This is a genomic window from Rhizobium sp. NXC14, assembly GCF_002117485.1.
Lineage (GTDB): Bacteria > Pseudomonadota > Alphaproteobacteria > Rhizobiales > Rhizobiaceae > Rhizobium.
Genome location: NZ_CP021030.1, coordinates 781450 through 803150, shown reverse-complemented (window position 1 = coordinate 803150; position 21701 = coordinate 781450). Strand labels below are relative to the sequence as shown.

Sequence of the window (21701 nt, the reverse complement as noted above, 5' to 3'; positions counted from 1 at the left end):
GGGACTGGGTGTTTTCAGCATTGCGCCGGAACGACAAGGAGAATTCCGTGACCGATACCGTCAGTCTCGTCAGCCTCGCCACCGCCACGCCCGAACATATCATCTTCCAAAACCAGGCGGCCGAAGCCTCGGCCCGGCTGTTTGCCGACCGCTACGAGGATTTCCATCATTTAGCCCGCGTCTTCGACAGCGCCGGTATCAACAAGCGCCATGCCGCGCGGCCGCTTGCCTGGTTCGACGAAACGCATGGCTGGCAGGACCGCATGCAGGCCTACGGAGAGGTGGCAGGCGGCCTTTTCGTTGAGGCGGCCAGCGCGGCGCTTCGCCGGGCCGATCTCGGCGCCTGTCATGTCGACTGTATCGTCACGGTCTCTTCCACCGGTTTTACGACGCCGAGCCTTGATGCGCAGCTTGCCCGCCGCATGGGCTTCAGGGCCGATATCGAGCGGGTGCCGGTCTTCGGGCTCGGCTGCGCAGCCGGCGTCTCGGGCTTTGCCATCGCGGCGCGGCTGGCACGGAGCCGCCCGGGCGCCGTCGTGCTTTTCGTCTCGATCGAGCTTTGCACGCTCGCCTTCCGGCTGGACGAGCTGACGCGGCCGAACATCATCGCGACAGCGCTTTTCGGCGACGGCGCGGCCGCCTGCGTGCTCCGCGCCGGCGAGGGCGGACTGGCCCAGGTGGAATCAACAGGCGAGCACCTCTTCCCGGATACGCTCGATATCATGGGCTGGAAGATCGACGATGGCGGCTTCGGCGTCGTGCTGGCGCAATCATTGCCGCCCTTCGCCGAACGGGAACTCGCCCCTGCGGTGGCGGCCATTCTGGGGCGCAACGGGCTGAGACCAGCAGATATCGACCGCTTCATCTGCCATCCCGGCGGTATGAAGGTGCTGGCCGCGATGGAGAGCGCGCTTTCACTGACACCTGGCACGCTCGATCACGAACGGGCCGTACTTGCCGAATATGGGAACATGTCCTCACCGACCGTGCTGTTCGTGCTGGAGCGGGCAATCCGCGCCGGGCTGCCGGACCGGGCGGCGATGGTCGCCATGGGACCAGGTTTTTCGGCAAGCTGTGTGACGCTGCGGAGGGCGGCGTGATGTGGCCGTCGATAGCGCTCCTGACATTCGTGACGCTGCAGCGGTTGGGCGAGCTCATGCTCGCCCGGCGCAACACTGCTGCACTTCTCGTCAGAGGCGGCAGGGAAGTCGCCACGGAGCACTATCCCGTCATGGTGGCGCTGCATGCCGCCTGGATCATCGGCCTTTGGCTGCTGGCGCCGGGTAGGCAGGTTCAACCCTTCTGGTTTCTGCTGTTCATCGGACTACAGGGGCTGCGGCTCTGGGTGCTGGCAACGCTGAAGGACCGCTGGACGACACGCATCATCGTCCTGCCCGGCGCGCCGCTGGTGAAATCGGGACCCTATCGCCTCCTCCGGCATCCGAACTATGCGATCGTCATCGGCGAGATTGCCGCTCTTCCCTTTGCCTTCGGCCTGCCCGCCTATGCGATCGTCTTCTCGCTTTTCAATGCCGCCATCCTGCATGTGCGCGTAAAGGCCGAAAATGCCGCATTGGAAAGCGCAATGATTTTGAAATAAATACAATTTTTCGTTTGCGCCGCGGGATCGGCAGGGGCATTTTCAACATATGACAATGCGGAATGCAGGGGAATGACGAAGAACGCAATCGTGCTTGGCGCCGGTATCGTCGGGGTGTCCACCGCAATACATCTTCAGCGGCGCGGCCGGCAGGTGACGCTGATCGACCGCAAGGATCCGGGCAGCGAGACCTCCTTCGGCAATGCCGGCCTGATCCAGCGCGAAGGGGTTGCGCCTTACGGCTTCCCCCAGCAGCTCGGCATGTTGCTGCGTTATGCACTCAACAACGAAATCGATGCCCATTATCATCTCAGTGCCTTGCCTAGCCAGCTCGCGTTCCTTGCCCGTTACTGGTGGAATTCGAATGCCCGGCGCCACGCGGTCATCACACGGGCTTATGCACCGCTGATCGTAAACTCGGTTGCCGAGCACAAGGACCTGATCGAGGCCTCGCAGGCACAGGCGCTGATCCGCAAGGACGGTTGGGTGAAGATCTTCCGGACCGAGACGATGCGCGACGAGGCCCTCGCCGAGGCCGCGCTTTGGCAGAGCGAATTCGGCGTGACCTATGACAGTCTGACGTCGGCCGATATCGCCCGCATGGAACCCGATATTACCGTCCCTTTTGCGGGCGGTATCCGCTGGCGCGATCCCTGGTCGGTGCTCGATCCGCATGCGCTGACAGCAGCCTATCGCCGCTATTTCGAAAGCCTCGGCGGGCGCTTCGTCACGGGCGATGCCGCTTCGCTCGGCCAGTTCGGCAGTGGCTGGAAGATGATGACCAGCGAGGGCCCGCTCGAAGCGGAGGACGCGGTCCTGGCGCTCGGCCCCTGGGCAGCCGTCGCGACGCGCCGGCTCGGCTATTCCTTTCCGCTCGGCGTCAAGCGCGGCTATCACATGCATTATGCCGCCAAGGGCAATGCCATGCTCAACAACTGGATCCTCGATGCCGAACGCGGTTATTTGCTGGCGCCGATGAACCGAGGCATCCGCCTGACGACCGGGGCGGAGTTCGCAAGGCTTGACGCACCGAAGACGCCGGTGCAGCTCGACCGGGCCGAAGCCGTGGCGCGTACCATTTTTCCTCTCGGAGGAAGGCTCGATCCCGAACCATGGATGGGCGCGCGCCCCTGCACATCAGACATGATGCCGGTCATCGGCAAGGCGCCGCGCCATCAGGGGCTATGGTTCGCCTTCGGACACGCCCATCATGGGCTGACGCTCGGGCCGGTGACCGGCCGCGTGCTTGCGGAACTCATCACCGGCGAGACGCCGTTCATCGATATTTCGGCCTACTCGCCGCAGCGCTTCAGGCCATAACACCGAGGGTGGAGAGACCCCTGAGGGCCGTTGCCGCAATGCCTTCGATGGTGTCGCCGATATCGACGGTGACGACACCGGATTCGCCTGTCGGCACCTCGAGCGTCGCCAGCTGACTTTCGAGCAACGAAACCGGCATGAAATGCCCCTTGCGCTCGCCCATGCGCTTGGTCAGCAGCGCCTTCGATCCTTCGAGGTAGACAAAGAGCAGATTGCCGCCGGCAGCAGCCCTCAGCCTGTCGCGATAGATGCGCTTCAGCGCCGAACAGGAGACGATGATGCCTTCTCCTTTGTCCAGCGATGCCTGCATGCGTTTGCCGATCAGGTCGAGCCAGGGCATCCGATCCTCATCAGTCAACGGAATGCCCTCCGACATCTTCTCCACATTGGAAGCCGGATGAAGCGCATCACCTTCAACGAAGTGGAGGTGCAAGGCCTCGGCGAGTTTCTCGCCGACCGAGGACTTACCGCAGCCGCTGACCCCCATGACGATGATCGCATGAGGTTTGTTGATCCGATCGTCCTGCATGTTTCCTCTCAAACGGCGGTTTCCCGCTCAATCGAGCGGGAAGTGACAGGCATATTGTTGTGCGCCTTCTCCACTTAATTCGGGAGAAACCTGGCGACAATAATCCTGCGCCTTCCAGCAGCGCGGGTTGAAGTGGCAGCCGGACGGCGGCTTCAGCGGCGACGGCAGTTCGCCCTGCAGCCGGATGCGGGTCTTGGCGCGCTCGGGGTCGGCGATCGGGGTCGCCGACAGCAGGGCGGCCGTATAGGGATGGCGCGGCCGGGCGAAGACTTCGGCGGCGGGACCGGTTTCGATCGGGCGACCCAGATACATCACCATTATCTCGTCGGCGATGTGGTGGACCACCGAGAGGCCGTGCGAGATGAAGAGGTAGGCAAGGCCCATCTCCTTCTGCAGGTCCATAAGCAAGTTCAGCACCTGCGCCTGGATCGACAGATCAAGGGCCGAAACTGGCTCGTCGAGCACCAGAACCTTCGGCCGCAGCATCAGCGCGCGGGCAATGGCGATGCGCTGGCGCTGGCCGCCGGAGAACATATGAGGGTAGCGGCCGTGATGCTCCGGGCGCAGGCCAACACGGGCCATCATCTCCTCCACCTTGCGGCGGCGGGCGCTGGCATCGAGATCGGTATTGATCTTTAGCGGTTCTTCCAGGATCGCACCGACCTTCTGGCGCGGGTTGAGCGAACCGTAGGGATTCTGGAAGACGATCTGCACCTGGCTGCGCAGGCTGCGGTCGCCGACCCGCGCCGGCTTGCCGTCGATCAGCAATTCGCCGGCCGTCGGATCTTCGATCATCGTGACCAGACGGGCAAGCGTCGACTTGCCGCAGCCGGATTCGCCGACGACGGCAAGGGTCTTGCCGGAATGGAGGCTGAAGCTGACGCCGTTCAGCGCCTTGACCGTGGCGTCGGCTTTGAAGAGGCCGCGGTTGACGGTGTAGAAACGGGCGAGATCCCTGCCCTCTAGAACAGCGCCCGTCATACCAGGTCTCCTGCAGTTTCAACGCGCATGACACCGGGATGGCCCAGCGGCTTTCCGTCCTTCAGTGGATAGTTGCACAGCGCCCGTCCGAGTTCAGGCCCCTGGCGCACGACGCCGCGTTCGCATTCGACGGTGGCATAGCCGCAGCGAGGAGCGAACAGACAGCCCGTCGGGCGGCCATGCTGGCCGGGAACGACGCCGGCGATAGAGGGAAGGCGCTGGCCGACTTCGGCGCGCTCAGGCAAGGCGGCAAGCAGGGCTGCCGTATAGGGATGGTGTGGATCTCGGAACAGCGCCTTCACCGGCTGCTCCTCGACCTTCTGACCGGCATATTGCACCTGCACGCGCTCGGCGGTTTCGGCGACGACACCCATGTCGTGAGTGATCAGCACCAGCGCCATGCCCTGCTCCTTCTGCAGGCGCACGAGCAGATCGAGGATCTGCGCCTGGATCGTCACGTCGAGTGCGGTCGTCGGCTCGTCGGCGATCAGGAGCTTCGGATTGCAGGCGAGCGCCATGGCGATCATGACACGCTGGCTCATGCCGCCCGACATCTGATGCGGGAAGTTCGACAGGCGGTCTTCGGGGGCTGGAATGCCGACGAGGCTTAGGAGTTCGATCGACCGTTCGCGGCGCTCCTTCCGGTTGAGGCCCATATGGACGCGCAGGGTCTCGCCGAGCTGGAAACCGACGGTGAAGCACGGGTTCAGGCTCGACATCGGCTCCTGGAAGATCATCGCCATCTCCTTGCCGACGATCCGGCGGCGCTGGCGGCCGGAGATGCCGCGCAGATCCTTGCCGTCGAACTGCATGCGGTCGGCGGTGATCCTCGCCGTCCACGGCAGCAGCCCCATCAGGGCCAGCATGGCGACGGATTTGCCGGAGCCGGATTCACCGACGACAGAGAGGATCTCACCCTTGTCGCAGGTGAGCGACACGCCGTCGACGGCGCGGAAAAGACCGGAGGACGTCTGGAATTCGACGGTCAGATTTTCGATTTCGAGGAGCGGCATCACGACCTCTTCAGTTTGGGGTCAAGCGCATCACGCAGGCCGTCGCCCATCAGGTTGATGGCGAGAACGGTGATGAGGATGGCGAGGCCAGGAAATGTGACGACCCACCAGGCGCGCGAGATGAATTCGCGGGACTCGGCAAGCATGGTGCCCCATTCGGGTGTCGGCGGCTGGGCGCCCATGCCGAGAAAGCCGAGGGCGGCGGCATCGAGGATCGCCGCCGAGAAGGCAAGTGTGGCCTGAACGATCAGGGGGCCGAGACAGTTCGGCAGGATCGTCTTGAACATCAAGCGGAGCGTGCCCGCGCCGGCGACGCGCGAGGCGATCACATATTCCTTCTCACGCTCGGAAATGACCGAGGCGCGGGTCAACCGCACGAAATGCGGCTGGTTAACCAGCGAAATCGCGATCATCGCGTTGGTAAGGCCAGGACCGAGGACCGCCACCAGCACGAGCGCGAGCAGCAGCGACGGGAAGGCCAGGATAATGTCCATCAGGCGCATGATGGCGGTATCGATCCGGCCGCGGAAATAGCCGGCGACGAGGCCGATCAGGACACCACATATGACCGAAAGTGTGACGACGACGACGCCGATGAAGAGTGAGAAGCGCGCGCCGTAGATCAGCCGCGATAGGATATCGCGGCCGACGGCATCCGTTCCGAGCGGAAAGGAGGCGTGGCCTCCTTCCATCCAGGCCGGCACTGCCAAGAGCACTTCACGATTCTGCTCGTTCGGCGCATGCGGCGCAAAAACCGGTGCAAAGATCGCAACGACGAGGATGATGACGAAAACAACCAGGCCGATGACGGCGCCCTTGTTGCGGGAAAAATAATGCCAGAATTCCGCAAAAGCGGATGGCTGGCCGGTTTTGACGGTGACCGTGCTCATGGACCGCTCCTAGTGACGAATGCGCGGATTGATGAAGCCGTAGAGGACGTCAACAATCAGATTGACCAGCATGATGACGCCGGCGATCAGGAGAAGGCCGCCCTGGACCACCGCATAATCACGCTTGAACACCGAATCGACCATCCATTTGCCGATGCCCGGCCAGGAGAAGATCGTCTCGGTGAGGATGGCGCCTGCAAGAAGGACACCGATCTGCAGGCCAATCGTGGTGATGACGGGAATCATTGCATTGCGCAGTGCATGCACGCCGACGACGCGCAGCGGCTTCAAACCTTTCGAGCGCGCGGTGCGGACATAATCCTCGCCGAGAACCTCGAGCATGGCCGAGCGCGTCTGGCGGGCGATGACGGCGAGCGGGATGGTCGCCAGCACGATGGTCGGCAGGATGAGATAGCTGACGGCCGAAGCAAAGGCCCCTTTCTGACCTGACAGCAGGCTGTCGATCAGCATGAAGCCGGTCACCGGCTTGAAGAAATACATCAGCGAAATGCGGCCCGATACCGGGGTCCAGCCGAGATAGCCGGAGAAGAATATGATGAGCAGCAGACCCCACCAGAAAATCGGCATGGAATAACCGACGAGGGCGACGCCCATCACGCTCTGATCGAACCACGTGCCGCGCTTGACGGCGGCAAAGACGCCGGCGGGCACGCCAAGACAGACCGCAAGGATGATGGCGCAGAAGGACAGTTCCAGCGTTGCCGGAAACAATGTCAGGAATTCGCCGAGAACGGGCCGCTTGGTGACGATCGAGGTGCCGAGATCGCCCTGCAGCACTTTTCCGAGATAGTCGAAATACTGCATATACATGGGCCGGTCGAAACCGAGATCGTGCATGATCTGGGCGTGCCGCTCCGGCGCCATCACGCGTTCGCCCGAGAGCAGCATGACGGGATCTCCGGGCAGCAGGCGGATGAACGAGAAGGCAATCAGGGAAACGCCGAGAAATGTCGGGATCAGCACCGCAAGGCGGCCGATAAAAAAACGCAACATGGCAGATGTCCAATAGTTTCCGGCGGTCAGGAGGCCCTGACCGCCGGCTGCGCCCAGCTATGCCGGGCATTCTTACATTATTCTTGTTATTCGGATACGTCGACGCCGTCGAAACGGTGAATGCCGAGCGGGTCCATCTTGAAGCCCGAGACCTTCTTGCTCATCGGAACGAAGACGAGCGAATGGTCGAGGGTTGCCCAGGGGGCTTCCTTCTTGAAGATCAGCTGCGCCTGCTCATAGGCCTTGGTGCGCTCGCCGACATCGGCGGTCAGCTTCGCCTTGGTCATGAGGTCGTCGTATTCCTTGTTGCACCACTGGGCACGGTTGTTGCCGCCGACGGCATCGCAGCCGAGCAGCGTATCCATGAAGTTGTCGGGATCGCCATTGTCACCTGTCCAGCCGAGAATGACGGCGCCATCGCGCTTCACGTCGGAAGAGAGCTTCAGGTACTCGGCCCATTCATGCGTGACGATCTCGACCTTGACGCCGATCTTGGCGAAGTCGGCCTGGATCAGTTCGGCAGCGCGGCGGGCATTCAGCATGTAGGGGCGCGATACCGGCATCGCCCAGACCTTCATGCTGAGATCCTTGACGCCGGCAGCGGCCAGAGCCTTCTTGGCTGCGTCCGGATCGTACTTCTCGTCCTGAACGGCGTCGTTATAAGACCACATGGTCGGCGGGATCGGGTTCTTGGCAACGGTGGCCGCACCCTGGAAGACCGCGTCGACGATCGCCTGCTTGTTGATCGCCGAATTCAGTGCGCGGCGAACTTCCGGCTTGTCGAAGGGCGCCATCTGCGTGTTGTAGGCAAGGTAGCTGACGTTGAGGCCGGGCTGCTCCAGGACGGTCAGATTTTCATCCTTCTTCAGTTCGGGAACATCGGCGGCATTCGGATAAGGGATCAGGTGGCATTCGCCGGCCTTCAGCTTCTGAGCGCGCACGGCAGCGTCAGAAGTGATGGCGAAAACCAGATCGTCGATCTTTTCCTTGCCCTTGAAATAGGTCTCGTTCGCCTTGTAGCGGATGACGGCATCCGGCTGATAGGCGACGAAGGTGTAGGGGCCGGTGCCGAGCGGCTGCTGGTTCAGCTGCGCCATCTTGCCGTCGGCGGCAAGCTTGTCGGCATATTCCTTGGACATGATGGAAGCGAAGTCCATGGCGAGGTCGGCCAGGAACGGCGCTTCGGGATGGTTGAGCGTGAACTTTACCGTAAGGTCATCGACCTTCTCGACCGACTTGATCAGTTCCGGGAAGCCCATGCCGGCGGCGTATTCGTAAGAACCGCCCTCGACATACTTGTTCCACGGATTGTCGGACTTCAGCTGGCGCTCGAAGGAGAACACGACGTCGTCGGCATTGAAATCGCGCGTCGGGGTGAAGAAGTCGGTGGTCTGGAACTTGACGCCGGGATGAAGCTTGAAAGTGTATTCCTTGCCGTCGTCGGAAACGCTCCAGCTGTCGGCCAAACCAGGCTCGATCTCGGTGCCGCCATGCTTGAATTCGACGAGGCGGCTGTAGACGGTGCGCGAGGACGCGTCGAAGGTCGTGCCTGCCGTATAGAGGCTCGGGTCGAAGCCTTCCGGCGAACCCTCGGAGCAATAAACAAGGGTCTTGGACCAGGCGGACGTCGCCATGACCGAAATCAGGGCCGTCGCTGCCAGCATGACAGAGATCTTTTTCATAATATTGTTTCCCGGTTGTTCTTTTTTGATGTCTGGAGACCCGTAGGCATCCCGATCGACGGTCGATGGAACGACATTTATCTACTGAAAGCAACGGCCTACGGAGAAAATTTTTCCAGCTGGACAATTTTAGAAATTTTTGGTCAAAAATCAGCCTTATTCGGAAATATTCGGACAAAAATGTCCGGGATTTCGTCGCATTTTGGATAATTGCGCCCTCTCAGCAGCGCATGTTGGACATTTCAGCACCCTTATGTGCAAGCGGATGGCGCAAACAAAAACCGCGATCGCCGAGGCAACCGCGGTTTCATAAGTCAGACCTGTTTCTTGAAATTAGGCGGCGGGGGCAACGGCCGCCGGCTTGCGGTAGTGCTGCTCGCCGGTAATTCCCAGGAGGAAATTGATCTGAGGACGGGCTTTGACGAGGTCGTCGATCGAGTATTCCGAAAGCACGCCGAAGAAGGCGTTCAACGCCTTGCGAAGCGCCGAGTTCAAGCCACAGCTGTCGACCAGCGGGCATTCGACCATGCCGTCGTCTTCGAAGCATTCGGCCATGGCGAAACTGTCTTCCGTGACCCGCACGACATCGAAGAGCGTGATCTCGGGCGCCGGCTTGCCCAAACGCACGCCGCCGTTACGGCCCCGCACGGTTTCGACCAGACCCGCCTTGTTCAGCGGCTGCAGGATCTTGAAAAGAAAGAGTTCGGAAACCCCGTAGGCCTTGGCAATTTCCGGAATCCGGCTCAGCTGCCCTTCGTTGGCAGCACAATACATCAACATGCGAACCGCATAGTTGGTCTGCTTCGTCAACCGCATGCCGATCTCCTGACTCGTGCTAGTTCAGACGTATATAGGCGGTTTGGCAGTTTTGAACAATTCCAAAATATGAAATTCGCATTCAGCTTATGAGGCCATTTGCCGCGACGTCAATCCTGCTCCGATCGTCTGGTTATAAGCCGGAATGGCCTGCCAACGCTCAAATGAAACGGGGGCCGAAAGGCCCCCGCATTGCAGATCGATCTGTCGCGCAGATCACTTCATGGTCGGCATGACGAACTCGGCGCCGCTCTTAATGCCGGAGGGCCAGCGCGCGGTGACCGTCTTGGTCTTCGTCCAGAACTTGATCGAATCCGTGCCGTGCTGGTTGAGGTCGCCGAAGCTCGAGGCCTTCCAGCCGCCGAAGGAGTGGTAGGCGAGCGGAACCGGGATCGGAACGTTGATGCCGATCATGCCGATATTGATGCGCGAGGCAAAATCGCGGGCGGCGTCGCCGTCGCGGGTGTAGATCGCAACACCGTTGCCATATTCGTGCTTCATCGGCAGCGACAGCGCTTCCTCATAGTTTTGGGCGCGAACGACGGAAAGAACAGGCCCGAAGATCTCGGTCTTGTAGATGTCCATCTCAGGGGTGACGTGATCGAACAGGCAGCCGCCGACGAAATAACCGTCTTCATAGCCCTGGAGCTTGAAGTCGCGGCCATCGACCACGAGCTTGGCGCCTTCCTCGACGCCACGGTCGATAAGGCCGCGAACGCGGTTATAGGCTTCCTTTGTGACGAGCGGGCCCATGTCTGCCTTGTCGTCGGTATAGGGGCCGATGCGCAGCGATTCGATCTTCGGCGTCAGCTTCTCGACGAGGCGGTTGGCGGTTTCTTCGCCGACTGGAACGGCAACCGAGATCGCCATGCAGCGCTCGCCGGCCGAACCATAGCCTGCGCCCATCAGCGCGTTGACGGCCTGATCCATATCGGCATCCGGCATGATGATCATGTGGTTCTTGGCGCCGCCGAAGCACTGGGCACGCTTGCCGTTCATGGCTGCCGTGCCGTAGACGTAGCGGGCGATCGGCGTGGAGCCGACGAAGGAAACGGCGCCGATATCGGGATCGGTGAGGATCGCGTCGACGGCACCCTTGTCGCCGTTGACGACGTTGAGGATGCCGGCCGGCAGACCGGCTTCGATCATCAGTTCGGCAAGACGGATCGGCAGGGAGGGATCGCGCTCGGAGGGCTTCAGGATGAAGGCATTGCCGCAGGCGATCGCCGGCGCGAACATCCACATCGGGATCATGCCGGGGAAATTGAAGGGAGTGATGCCGGCGCCGATTCCGACCGGCTGGCGGATCGAATACATGTCGATCGCCGGACCCGCGCCCTCGGTGAACTCACCCTTGGCGAGATGCGGGATGCCGCATACGAATTCGCAGACTTCGAGGCCACGAACGACGTCGCCCTTGGCATCCTCGATCGTCTTGCCGTGTTCTTTCGAAATCAATTCGGCAAGTTCGTCCATATGCTTGTTCAGGAGCTCGACGAATTTGAAGAAGACGCGAGCGCGGCGCTGCGGGTTGGTGGCAGCCCATTTCGGCTGCGCGGCCTTGGCGTTCTCGACGGCGGCGCGAAGCTCCTCGACGCTGGCGAGGGCGACGGTCGCCTGCACTTCGCCGGTCGCCGGATTGTAGACGTTGCTGACGCGGCCGCTGGTGCCGGCGACCTGCTTGCCGCCGATGAAATGTCCAATCTCACGCATGGATGTTCCTCCTGTTTGGATGGCCTATAATCGCACTTCAATTTGCACAAATCAACGCGTTGATATAAGCAACTGTTGTGCGAATTTTATAGTTCCGAGGCAGGCGCTGCTGCTTCCGAACTTGCCGCCTCCTGCGGACAAGTCAAACTCAGAAAGGTCGACCGATGAGCCAAAATCCTGTCGTGCGAATGGCGGAGCTGGAGATCGCCGCCGAGAGGCTCGACGACTATCGGACGTTGCTTGCGGAGGAAATCGAGGCTTCGGTCGCGCTGGAAGGGGGTGTCCTTTCGCTCAGCGCCGTTTCCATGCGCCAGGTTCCAAACCGCGTTCGCATTCTCGAAGTTTACGCCGACCAGAAGGCCTATGAGGCCCATCTGCGGACACCGCATTTCCTCAAATACAAAAAGGCGACGGCCGGCATGGTGACGTCGCTGACGCTTATCGACGTCGATCCGATTGCAATGCGGGCCAAGTGATGAACTGGGATGACGTTCGAATTTTCCTCGCAGTCGCCCGAACCGGACAGATCCTTGCCGCTTCGAAGCGCCTGGGGCTCAACCACGCCACGCTTTCGCGCCGGCTGACGTCGCTCGAAGACGCGCTGAAGACGCGGCTCTTCGTGCGCCGCACGAATGGCTGCGAGCTGACGGCCGAAGGCGGCATCTTCCTTAATGCCGCCGAGCGAATGGAAACCGAAATGCTCGCGGCGCAGGCCAATCTCGGCCACACCGATACGGCGATCGCCGGGACGGTGCGCGTCGGCGCGCCCGATGGTTTCGGCGTCTCCTTTCTTGCACCTCGCATGGGCCGGCTGATCGAGCGCCATCCGGAGCTGAAGATCCAGCTCGTGCCCGTGCCGCGCTCCTTCTCGCTGTCGCAGCGTGAGGCGGATATCGCCATCACGCTGGAGCGTCCCGAACAGGGGCGGCTCGTCTCCTCCAAGCTGACGGACTACACGCTCGGCCTCTATGCCTCGCGCGACTATCTCGCCCGCCATGGCAGGCCCGGCGATGTCGAGGCGCTGAAGGTGCATCCGCGCATCGGCTATGTCGAAGACCTGACCTTCACCGCCTCGCTGAATTTCTCCGGCGAGGTAATGCGCAGCTGGGATGCCGGCTTCGAAATTTCGACGGCGATCGGCCAGACGGAGGCGGTGCGATCAGGCGCCGGCATCGGCATCCTGCATGATTATATCGCGCGGCAATATCCGGAACTGCAGCGCATCCTGCCTGACATTTCGATCCGGCGCGCCTATTGGACGACCTATCACGAAACGGCGCGCGACCTGGTGCGCGTCCGCAGCGTCGTCGACTTCCTACAGGAACTCGTCGGCGCCGAGCGTCACATCTTCCTCTAAGTCTCCGAGACGTGCTTGGCCGGCTCGTCGTTCTCATCGGGGTTGGGAACAGGCGCCTCATCCGGAAGCCGGTCCGGCTCCGGCTCGGTGATCGGCGGCACCGGCTTCCAGCCGGGTGCCGGCATTGGCGGCTGATCGGGAATGGGTTCGTTGGGCACGGACATGACCGCCTCCCTTTTATGTTTGCGATGTTCGTCGGGACTATTTGTCCGACTTCAGCGTCTCGGCAGCGCGCATCGGCATGCTGTCGATAATGGCGAAGAGCTCGCCACTGATGATCGGCTCCCTGACCTTGAGTTTGACGGTTCCGTCCTTGCCGACAAGGAAGGCGGCGAATTCACCCGTCTCCGGCGCATCGAGATCGCGGCGGATCATTTCGCCGTCGAGGGCATCGGCAGCGCCGAAAAGCGCCCGCACTTTGCCGCCCGAGACCTTCAGCACCACCATATCGCGCTCATCGAGCGCGCTGCGGTCGGCCAGCAGCTGGTTTTCCTGGCGCGCCGCGCGGGCATTATCCCTGTCGGCGAAAAGAATGAACACACGGTACTTCCACTGGACGGCGGCCAGGCTTTCGATCGGCGAATAGGCGCCGTTCGTCTCGTCGATCTTGGTCGCGCCGTAGAGAAGCGTTTTCGACATGCATATTCTCCCATCACTTGGAGAACGGCCCGAGATGGCATGTGTTCCATGCCGTGTCGAATGGGCCTAAGATGTCGGCCGCTATCTGAATTCCTCTCTCAAGCAGACGCCGGATCAGTTCTTACCTCAACGCGCCGACACACTGACGGTGACAGCAGGAGAAAATTCAGTTAGTGACATCCTCGAAGCTGTTCAGGTCCAGCGACTCTCTCTTCGGACCCAAAGCTGCCAGCACGGTTAATGTTGCCTGCGAGCGGGGTAGACAGCTTTGGCGAAACCTGTGAGGCAGAAGACCGATAGGGCCGCGTTAAGGAGTGACGCCGGTAACGTTATATGGAGCTTGAAAGCTTGAAAGCCACGGAAACATACACAATTGACAGTGACGGTAGCCCGGGCAACGGAGTAGATTTTCTTGACATCCTCTTAATTCTCGCGAAATCAATTCGCGTCATAGTTGCAGTCCCACTTCTGGGTTTTTTTATAGTATTCAGCTTTTTGTTCTTTCTCCCCGGACGCTTCGAATCGGAAGCTATTGTTCAAATGCCTATCGAAAGGAGCTTACTGCTTCAGTCGGCCAGCTTCCTCGATGATGCAGTAAAGACCAACCAATGGCTCTTAGCGCAGTACGAAAAACAATACCAGGCTCGAGAGAAGTTCAAAAAATCTCTAAGAATTGTCAGTATCTCGGGAACGGATATATATCGGCTTCAATATATCGCTGACACGCCCGATCATGCAGAAGAGGCATTGTCATCAATTTTGAAAAAGCTTCTCGTTGCATCAAAGCCTTCGCCGGGCAAACTGGAAGAACTTAAGGCACAGTTGCTATCCCAAACCATTCTTCAGCAGACTCTACAAAAATTGTTGGAGCGGTTTAACGACCCTAGCGCAGGTCAGGGAAACTCGCCCGAGGTCCCGGGACAGTCAGTGGTTGCCATCGCAGATGCACTGGAAAAATCAAATCAAGCCATCTTAGCCATAGAAGCCTCCATGAAAGGAAGTATGTCGGATTCGGACATACTACAGTCCCCCACTCGCCCAGATGAACCTTTAGCGAAAGGCAGCCTTTCGAAGGCGGTCGCCGCTGCCGTCATTTTATTTTTCATTATGTTAATGTGGGCCTTCGTCCGGGAAGCTCTACAGAGAGCTGCTTTGGAGGAGCGCGGTATTAAGAAAATCCAAAGCATTAAGTCCCTGCTTTCGGTACGTCGAACGTAGCTCTAGCTGCTCTATCGCCGTCGACTCTCGGTCTCACTCACGTCATCCGAGTTGGAAGACGGACAACCGGTTGAGAATTGCCCTTCATCGGTGGCGCTCCGCTGACCTTGCCCCAAGTTTTATCCAGTTTTGAGTTTGCTCCAGCGGTTTTGGGTTGCTGTATTCGGGGCGGTAGCGGCGGGTTGCGGTGCGGAGCCATTTCGGCTGCGCAGCACCGCATCACGTCGCGGTTTGATTGTCTGAGCGAACTCGGCAGGTGTCATCCAGCCGAGTTCAGAGTGCGGTCGGTGATCGTTGTAATCGCTGCGCCAGTTTAAGAGCGCTGATCGAGCTTGGGTCAGTGACGAAAAGAGAGTTTCATTCAGGAACTCGTCTCGCAGCCGCCCTTTGAAGCTTTCGATGAAGGCGTTCTGGATCGGCTTGCCAGGCGCGATGTAATGCCATTCCACCTTGGTCCGATCCGTCCATTGCAGAATCCCGTTGCTGGTGAACTCGCTGCCATTGTCGCTGACGATCATCTTCGGCTTGCCACGCGCTTCGATGATCCGGTCAAGTTCGCGGGCAACCCGTAGACCGGAAAGTGATGTATCGGCGACGAGTGCCAGGCATTCCCTGGTGCAATCGTCGACGACCGTCAGCACCCGGAACCTGCGACCATCGGTGAACTGATCCGACACGAAGTCCAGCGACCAGCGATCATTGGCCGCCATCGGGACAAGCATCGTGAGCGTCCGGCGAACGCATTTTTCGGGTGTCGAGAGATGGAAGCTATAGGCCGCGTTTCATCTCATCGGCCATGATGCGGTCGATTATTTCAGGATCGCACTGTGTGTCGATGAGGAACTCGCGGATACCGCCGTCCCACGTCCTGATGTCGGCAAGTAGGCTTTGAAGTTCTTCGATGCCATTCTCGGTCAGACCCTTCGTGCCATCTTCAGTGCCATCGCTGACGTAAACCAGTTCGCCTTCGGAGATGTTGTCCGAGTTGGCCGTCACTTCTTCGATCAGTTCGAGGTTCTCGCCGATCATGCCGGCGACTTGCCTGAGTGTGTAAATGAACCTCGAGCGCGCCATCAGGCAGCCTCGCACCGAGCGTTTGCCGGCGTCCAGTTCCAAGGCAGCAGGTCTTCAACTCGGTCTTTGGGATGATCCTGGATCCGGGTCAGGACATCTGTCAGGTAGACCTCCGGATTATGGCCTTGCAGTTTGACCGTCTCGATGATGGTCAGGATGTTGGCGATGCGCTCGCCGCCCTTATCCGAGCCGGCAAACAGCCAGTTCTTCCGGCCGATTCCGAGCGGACGCATGGCTCGTTCAGCAATGTTGTTGTCAATCTCGACACGGCCATCATCGATGTAGACGCTCAAGGCTGTCCATCGCGAGAGGGCATATCGCATAGCCTCGGCCAACCTCTGCTTCTGTGGCAGCGTAGAGAGCGTGGCTTCGATCCAGGCTTTGAGCTCGTCCAGAATGGGCCGGGCATGGTGTTGGCGCAGGATGCGCCGCTCGTCAGCCGACATGCCTCGGATACGGTTCTCGATATCGTAGAGAGCGCCGATGCGCGACAGCGCTTCCTCAGCGATCGGACAAGGCTTCAGCTTGATCACATCATGGAACTTGCGCCGCACATGCGCCATGCAGGCGGCTTCAATGATCTGGTGGCCGTAGAGTTTCTTGTAGCCCCCGTAGCCGTCGGCATGCATGACGCCGCTGAAGCTTGCGAGGTGGTCAGCCGGATGCGCGCCCTTTCGGTCAGGACTGTAGTAATAGGCGATGGCTGCGGGAGTGGCGGATTGATAGCCACTGCCGTCAAAGACGTAGACCCAGACCCTGCCGGTTTTTGTCTTGCCCCGCCCGGGGTCGAGAACATCGACCGGGGTATCATCCGTATGTATTCGGTCGAGCGCGGCGATATGGGCTCTGATCAACAAGACGAGTGGTGTCAGCAAAGCGGATACGCGGCCGACCCAGCGGCCATCACGGATCGGGAGATGTCTATCCCGAGCCGGTCGTACATCTCTGACAGGCGGTAGAGGGGAATGTGATCGTCGAATTTGGCGATCATGATATGGGCGAGCAGTCCCGGCCCGGGTTTGCCGCGCTCGATCGGCAAGGTCGGCATTTCGCCTGCCACCGTCGTATCGCATTCCCTGCAGATCATGCGCTTCTCGACATGCCGAACAATCTTGACCGACGCCGGCACGTGCTCCAACACCTGAACCACCCTGTCGGGCGCCTTCAGGAATGAAGTGCCACCGCAGGTCGGGCAATTGCAAGGAGCCGCATAGACCAGTTCTTCGGTGGCGAGATCATCGGGGAGAGGCTTGCGCTTCGGCTTCTCGGATGCGTCGTCCAACTCCGGCAGAGGAGTTTTCCCGGAGCGCTGTTCAGCCTCGGCACGGGAGGCCTCGATCTCCTCCAGCATCAGCTCGAATTGCTCGATCTTCCGGTCGATCTTTTCCGAGGACGCGCCATGCTGCCGATGTCGGAGAAGCTCCAGTTGCGCGCGAAGAAGCCCAAATATGGAGTCTCGCTTGATGACCTCGGCTTCCTGGCTCTCAAGTTTCGCCGCCTGTTCGGCGACGAGTGCGCGCAAAGCAGTGAGCTCGTCCTGACTGTCCAGCGGCGCTGTTTCCATACCCGCGAAACTAGCCGATTTGCCTCTGACGCGCCAGCATTAAGCCTCGGATGCCTCTGCAAAATATAGCTTTTATCCCGTTCGGCCGGGAGCTGACGTCCACGCCGGGCGTCGCCAATCGATCCCCTCAACGAGCATGGAAAGCTGCGCTTGCGTCAGGTGCGCTACCCCATCCTTCGCCGTCGGCCAGGGAAAGTATCCGCGCTCCAAAATCTTGTAGAACAGGCAGAACCCCTGACCGTCCCACCAGAGAAGCTTGATCCGGTCAGCGCGCTTTCCGCGGAAGCCAAAGATTGCGCCCGAGCCCGGCGCCTCCTTCACGACCGTTTCGACCAGCGCCGATAGGCCATCGATGCCACGCCGCATATCCGTCACTCCGCAGGCCAGGTAGACCCGCACATTTCCCGATGGCCCGATCATGCCGCCTCCACGCAAGCGACCAGCGGGCCAAGCAGCTTCAACTCAACGTCAACCGGAACCTTCAAGCTCCGGCCGTTTCGAAGCAAGATCTCGACGATCGCCGGCCTCGTTGCTGCGGTAGACGGCTGGCTTACGCCAACCTCCTCGGTGACTTCCACCGGGAGGAACACCGTCGGCCGATCGGCATAGCTGAATGATTGCCGCCACAAGCGGATCTGGCCCGGATGAATGTCGTGCCGGCGCGCCACATCGCCAATGCGAGCACCGGGCTCATCAGCTTCCGCAAGTATCCTCAGCTTCGCCTCGTCCGACCAACGCCGTCTGCGCTCGGTACCGGACATGATCTCTATGCGAGCCATGAAACCTCTTTGTTCTGGTATTAATGTCAGCACTAATGCTGGTTCTAATGCCAGAACATCGCCTGATTTGCCCGATCAGCAAAAACAGCTCACCGGACGCTCACCAAGCATCGGTGCTCGTGTGCCGATCGCTCGCTTGCGGCCTCCGCGCTTGCGCACCGTCAGCTTCTCTTCCCGATAGAGCCGGAAGAGCCTCTTGTGGTTCACAATGTGGCCCTCGCGCCTGAGCAGCACGTGAATACGTCGATAGCCAAAGCGGCGACGTTCATGCGCCAATGCCTTCATTCGCTCGCGAAGGTCATGGTCGTCGCTGCGGCTCGTTTCATAACGGATCGTCATCCGGCAAACGCCGATGGCTTTACACGCCCGCCGTTCACTCATCTGATGGTGGCTCATCAGATGCGTTACAGCGTTCCGCTTTGCTGCGGGCGTCACCACTTCTTTCCCAAAAGGTCTTTCAAAGCAGCATTGTCGAGCATGGCATCCGCCAGAAGCCGCTTCAGTTTCGTGTTCTCGTCCTCCAGCGTCTTCAACCGCTTAGCCTCGGACACGTCCATGCCACCGAATTTGGCTTTCCATTTATAAATGCTGGCATCGCTGACGCCGTGCTTGCGGCAAAGCTCCGAGACTGGCGTGCCGGCCTCGTGCTCCTTCAGAATGCCGATAATCTGTTCGTCTGTGAAACGATTGCGCTTCATTCCCTGGTCCTCTCAATGGGCCAGAGCTTACTTCAAAATGGATTATTTCAACGGGGCAAGGTCATCAAGAGTTCCAGTTGTCGAGGCAACCATGATCTCGGTGCCACACGCGTCGATCCGTCCTAAAAGCTTGAAAGCAAAACTGCAGCAGCGATCGCGGCAGCAATAATGAGGCCGCCATACAACACTGCAGATTGTGATAGGTCGACATTTGTACCAAAACCGGCGGTCTTGTAATATGGAACCGCCATCAGAATATGTGCCGTGCCGAAGGCGAACGCCACCGCAATAGGACCAAGAACAAAGGTCAGCCCAAAGCTCGCGATAAACATCACTACAAGCGTACATGCGCTTAGGGACAGCATAGTAATAGTTCTGGATTGCATGAACAAGGAATGCTGCGCAGGCAGCGTCAGGAAGCGACAAAAATGTCCAGTTGCTACGCCTATTGATGCTACGACGGCTATCGCAAGCTGAGCGTGATCATTGGTGATGAGGTAAAATAGCGGCCAGCCCAGTAAGCAAAGACCGATCACGGGCAGTCCAACAATCTTAACTCCGAGATGCATCGTCTCCTTGCCGGTTTGAGCCGCGGAACGGATACCCCGGCTGGATTTCACCGATAGCACACGCGCTGAATATGACGACCAGAAGGATGTGACAATAACCGCCATTCCGCTTCCCACCATTGACCCAAGCGCGTAATGACCTTGTAATGACAGATTGGCGAAGCGGCTGAGAACGATACGATCTGCGTTGAGCAGCAACGATGTCATCAGAGAACTGGGCAGCAGAGGAAGTGAGAAGTAGACTCCGCGACGAAGACTTTCTAAGTCGAAGGAAATTTTAAATTCACGTGAAGTTAAAAGAAGATTGACGACGGCACCTACAAGTTCCGCTGCTATCAGCGCCTGCAGTGCACCAATAAGGCCGAGATCCGCCGACACTACTAAGGTTAGCCCTGGCAGTAGGATTATGCCATAGAGACCGGTAAGTTGCAGCACCTGCCAAGGTTTCTCTTGAACCTTGGCGACCGTCATAAGAAGCGTCCGGAACGTTGCAAAAAGCCACCAGAAGATCGCCCAAGTGAAGGCGGGATCTATCGGTATATCGACATTCGGAAAAAGTGCACGAATTGTGGAATGCCGAAAAATCCACAGCAGACCCAGGAGAGCTGTCTGTGAGACGGTTCCTGCCAGCACGGAAGTCCATATTAACTTGTGACGATCGGATTCATTAGTTGCGGCGTAGAAACGTAGCAATGACTGCGAAAATAATGTCGTCCCGAGAACCTGCATAAGTGAGCCAGTTTGGACGAGGATAGTGTAGAAACCCCACTCTTGAGCTGTCAGTGTCCTCAACATCAAAGGCACGGACAAAAGCGGAAATAGTTGCGCAAGGACGCTTGCGAGCGCAAACTGGAGGCCATTTGAAATGATGACCGATGAATCGTCTCCCCTTCCAAGACGCGCTAGGCTGCGGCACACTTTTTCGCGTACTGTCCGTTGTTCAGAGCTCATTGCATCAGCCGCCGGGCGATATGGCTAATCGCTTCTTCAGCTGTTTGCTCGGGGGAAATCCATTCGAAGAGATAGTTGGAAAATGATTGCGCTCGATCCATATGCTCAATAAAATGAGCTATCTTGTCCACAGGATTATCATTTTCTGAAATCTGGCATAGAAGTTCCGGTTTGCTGAAAAAATGCCTATCAAGATGCACCCAACGATTCGCTTGCGTAACCTCGGGAAACTTGGCTGGATCATTTAGCCGCAATTGAATTATTGGGATTCGAGCCGCTGCAGCGTCGATTGCGAATGTAGTGCCCAAGTTAATGACGGCGAAACAACGGGACAAAAGCTCCAATCGTTCGGCATTGTATTGTTCGTCCAAAAAATACCCGGTTGAACCGTCGTTGTCCTTGTAAGGAGCTATGCTGACGTGAGTGCCTTGATCAAACAGATCATCGAATTCACCACGAATACCATTGGGTTTAGGCTTAACGATTAGTTCGATGCCCAATTTCCTGGTGGCTTCGCATATGACCTTAAGCAATCTCAGTTCCGCCGCAAAAAAAATCGGGTCCGATCTTTTGCTGAAGGATGCGGGATAAAGGACCGCATTCCTAGCGACGGTCTGCTTTTGAAATCCCTCTAGAACATACCGCAACTTGAAGGGATAGCCGATACGAATGTCCCCATCTCCCTGGAATTCACGCCAATCTCTTTGGAGGGCGCGATTCCAGACGAATGCCGTATCCGAACGATAGCCCATCGGCGCCTTTGGCGGGTGATCCCAGCTCTCCATTAAGGACACGACGTCGAGATCGGGGTGGCACAAAAGATGACGGATGTCAGATCGAGTGACTACCAATATCCTGTTGCTCGGAAAAACCCGCGGCACGAAGGGAGCATAGAGCCGCTCCAGGTAGGAATTGACGTACTGTTTCGGTGCGCTGGGGAATGCCGATCTCAATCGAAGAGAAATGCCCGCCAGTCCCGCTCTGGAACAGGCAGGATCCCATTCTCGAAAACGATAGGTTTCCGAAAATTCAGGTCCCGCAACAAGTAGTTCTGTGTATCGGTGCGCGAGGCGCATCATGCGCGCCTTGGATAGTAGCTGATTGTAGCTGCGTATGCGTGAAAATGTCCCTCCCAAGCGTTGCCCGACAAACTCTCTATATCGGTCTGGAACGAAAAGAATTGTCTCTACGCCTGCCTGATCGAGCCTTCGCAGCGACGGCTCGACGGCGTTGTAATTTATTAGCGTGCTCGCCAGCACGGTAACCGCATTCGACGAAACACTCACAGTATTCC

At 59.0% G+C, this 21701-nt stretch carries 21 protein-coding genes and 3 pseudogenes; 6 read left to right on the top strand and 18 right to left on the bottom strand.

Going from position 1 to position 21701, the window contains the following annotated elements; translation table 11 throughout:
• The first annotated feature begins 47 nt into the window (after positions 1–47).
• From NXC14_RS03895 to NXC14_RS03885, 3 genes are all read left to right on the top strand, one after another.
• Positions 48–1100 carry a type III polyketide synthase gene (locus NXC14_RS03895; RefSeq protein WP_085777043.1) on the top strand — a complete coding sequence of 351 codons (1053 nt, stop codon included), beginning with the start codon at positions 48–50 and terminating at the stop codon, positions 1098–1100.
• Positions 1097–1600, top strand: coding sequence for an isoprenylcysteine carboxylmethyltransferase family protein (locus NXC14_RS03890; RefSeq protein ID WP_085777042.1), 504 nt, complete (start codon positions 1097–1099; stop codon positions 1598–1600). Before NXC14_RS03895 ends, NXC14_RS03890 begins: the two co-directional genes overlap by 4 nt.
• Before the next feature lie 72 nt (positions 1601–1672).
• Positions 1673–2920, top strand: a complete 1248-nt coding sequence (locus NXC14_RS03885) for an FAD-binding oxidoreductase (protein WP_085777041.1) — start codon at positions 1673–1675, stop codon at positions 2918–2920.
• On the opposite strand, the gene NXC14_RS03880 is transcribed toward NXC14_RS03885, so the two are convergent.
• From NXC14_RS03880 to NXC14_RS03845, 8 genes are all read right to left on the bottom strand, one after another.
• Complete coding sequence (locus NXC14_RS03880) at positions 2910–3449, bottom strand: gluconokinase (RefSeq protein ID WP_085777040.1); 540 nt, start codon at positions 3447–3449, stop codon at positions 2910–2912. The two genes, NXC14_RS03885 and NXC14_RS03880, sit on opposite strands and share 11 nt — an antisense overlap.
• A 27-nt stretch (positions 3450–3476) precedes the next feature.
• Positions 3477–4430, bottom strand: a complete 954-nt coding sequence (locus NXC14_RS03875; protein WP_085777039.1) for a peptide ABC transporter ATP-binding protein — start codon at positions 4428–4430, stop codon at positions 3477–3479.
• On the bottom strand, positions 4427–5443 hold the full coding sequence (locus NXC14_RS03870) for an ABC transporter ATP-binding protein (RefSeq protein WP_085777038.1): 1017 nt from the start codon (positions 5441–5443) through the stop codon (positions 4427–4429). The genes NXC14_RS03875 and NXC14_RS03870 overlap by 4 nt, the downstream gene beginning before the upstream one ends.
• Positions 5443–6333 (bottom strand): ABC transporter permease subunit, encoded by an 891-nt coding sequence (locus tag NXC14_RS03865; RefSeq protein WP_085777037.1) that lies wholly within the window; start codon positions 6331–6333, stop codon positions 5443–5445. The genes NXC14_RS03870 and NXC14_RS03865 overlap by 1 nt, the downstream gene beginning before the upstream one ends.
• 9 nt (positions 6334–6342) lie before the next feature.
• The gene (locus tag NXC14_RS03860) at positions 6343–7347 is read right to left on the bottom strand and encodes an ABC transporter permease subunit (RefSeq protein WP_038686996.1); all 1005 of its coding nucleotides are present in this window, start codon (positions 7345–7347) and stop codon (positions 6343–6345) included.
• An 86-nt stretch (positions 7348–7433) separates the two neighbouring features.
• A complete protein-coding gene (locus NXC14_RS03855) occupies positions 7434–9029 on the bottom strand; it encodes an ABC transporter substrate-binding protein (RefSeq protein WP_085777036.1) in 1596 nt (531 codons plus the stop codon).
• Positions 9030–9362: 333 nt separating this feature from the next.
• Positions 9363–9845 (bottom strand): iron-responsive transcriptional regulator RirA, encoded by a 483-nt coding sequence (gene rirA / locus NXC14_RS03850; RefSeq protein ID WP_085777035.1) that lies wholly within the window; start codon positions 9843–9845, stop codon positions 9363–9365.
• 216 nt (positions 9846–10061) lie between these two features.
• A complete protein-coding gene (locus NXC14_RS03845; protein WP_020920434.1) occupies positions 10062–11558 on the bottom strand; it encodes a CoA-acylating methylmalonate-semialdehyde dehydrogenase in 1497 nt (498 codons plus the stop codon).
• Between the two features lie 164 nt (positions 11559–11722).
• On the opposite strand from NXC14_RS03845, the gene NXC14_RS03840 reads away from it, so the two are divergent.
• Both NXC14_RS03840 and NXC14_RS03835 read left to right on the top strand, forming a co-directional pair.
• Entirely contained in the window at positions 11723–12034 is a 312-nt protein-coding gene (locus NXC14_RS03840; RefSeq protein ID WP_085777034.1) for a putative quinol monooxygenase, read from the top strand.
• Positions 12034–12915: a LysR family transcriptional regulator gene (locus NXC14_RS03835; protein WP_085777033.1), complete on the top strand. Its 882-nt coding sequence runs from the start codon at positions 12034–12036 to the stop codon at positions 12913–12915. The genes NXC14_RS03840 and NXC14_RS03835 overlap by 1 nt, the downstream gene beginning before the upstream one ends.
• Here the strand turns inward: NXC14_RS03835 and NXC14_RS32865 are convergent.
• Both NXC14_RS32865 and NXC14_RS03830 read right to left on the bottom strand, forming a co-directional pair.
• The gene (locus tag NXC14_RS32865) at positions 12912–13079 is read right to left on the bottom strand and encodes a hypothetical protein (RefSeq protein ID WP_088395265.1); all 168 of its coding nucleotides are present in this window, start codon (positions 13077–13079) and stop codon (positions 12912–12914) included. The genes NXC14_RS03835 and NXC14_RS32865 overlap by 4 nt on opposite strands.
• A 37-nt stretch (positions 13080–13116) precedes the next feature.
• Positions 13117–13554 carry a DUF4174 domain-containing protein gene (locus NXC14_RS03830; protein ID WP_085777032.1) on the bottom strand — a complete coding sequence of 146 codons (438 nt, stop codon included), beginning with the start codon at positions 13552–13554 and terminating at the stop codon, positions 13117–13119.
• Positions 13555–13887: 333 nt separating this feature from the next.
• Here NXC14_RS03830 and NXC14_RS03825 point away from each other — a divergent pair, with 333 nt between their 5' ends.
• The gene (locus NXC14_RS03825; RefSeq protein WP_085777031.1) at positions 13888–14772 is read left to right on the top strand and encodes a Wzz/FepE/Etk N-terminal domain-containing protein; all 885 of its coding nucleotides are present in this window, start codon (positions 13888–13890) and stop codon (positions 14770–14772) included.
• Positions 14773–14891: 119 nt separating this feature from the next.
• Here NXC14_RS03825 and NXC14_RS03820 read toward each other — a convergent pair.
• The 8 genes and pseudogenes from NXC14_RS03820 to NXC14_RS32280 all read right to left on the bottom strand — a co-directional run.
• Positions 14892–15494: pseudogene (locus tag NXC14_RS03820) on the bottom strand (integrase core domain-containing protein); the annotation flags it as partial.
• A 46-nt stretch (positions 15495–15540) separates the two neighbouring features.
• A complete protein-coding gene (locus tag NXC14_RS33935) occupies positions 15541–15846 on the bottom strand; it encodes a hypothetical protein (protein ID WP_085777030.1) in 306 nt (101 codons plus the stop codon).
• Positions 15846–17410, bottom strand: a pseudogene (locus NXC14_RS03810) (IS66 family transposase). Before NXC14_RS03810 ends, NXC14_RS33935 begins: the two are co-directional and overlap by 1 nt.
• A 72-nt stretch (positions 17411–17482) precedes the next feature.
• Positions 17483–17830, bottom strand: coding sequence for an IS66 family insertion sequence element accessory protein TnpB (gene tnpB, locus NXC14_RS03805; RefSeq protein WP_085777029.1), 348 nt, complete (start codon positions 17828–17830; stop codon positions 17483–17485).
• Positions 17827–18189, bottom strand: coding sequence for a transposase (locus NXC14_RS03800; RefSeq protein ID WP_085777028.1), 363 nt, complete (start codon positions 18187–18189; stop codon positions 17827–17829). The genes tnpB and NXC14_RS03800 overlap by 4 nt, the downstream gene beginning before the upstream one ends.
• 105 nt (positions 18190–18294) lie before the next feature.
• Positions 18295–18887: pseudogene (locus NXC14_RS03795) on the bottom strand (transposase); the annotation flags it as partial.
• A 122-nt stretch (positions 18888–19009) separates the two neighbouring features.
• Positions 19010–20407, bottom strand: a complete 1398-nt coding sequence (locus tag NXC14_RS03790; RefSeq protein ID WP_085777027.1) for an oligosaccharide flippase family protein — start codon at positions 20405–20407, stop codon at positions 19010–19012.
• Positions 20404–21693 carry a hypothetical protein gene (locus NXC14_RS32280; protein WP_157131370.1) on the bottom strand — a complete coding sequence of 430 codons (1290 nt, stop codon included), beginning with the start codon at positions 21691–21693 and terminating at the stop codon, positions 20404–20406. Before NXC14_RS32280 ends, NXC14_RS03790 begins: the two co-directional genes overlap by 4 nt.
• Positions 21694–21701 lie beyond the last annotated feature (8 nt).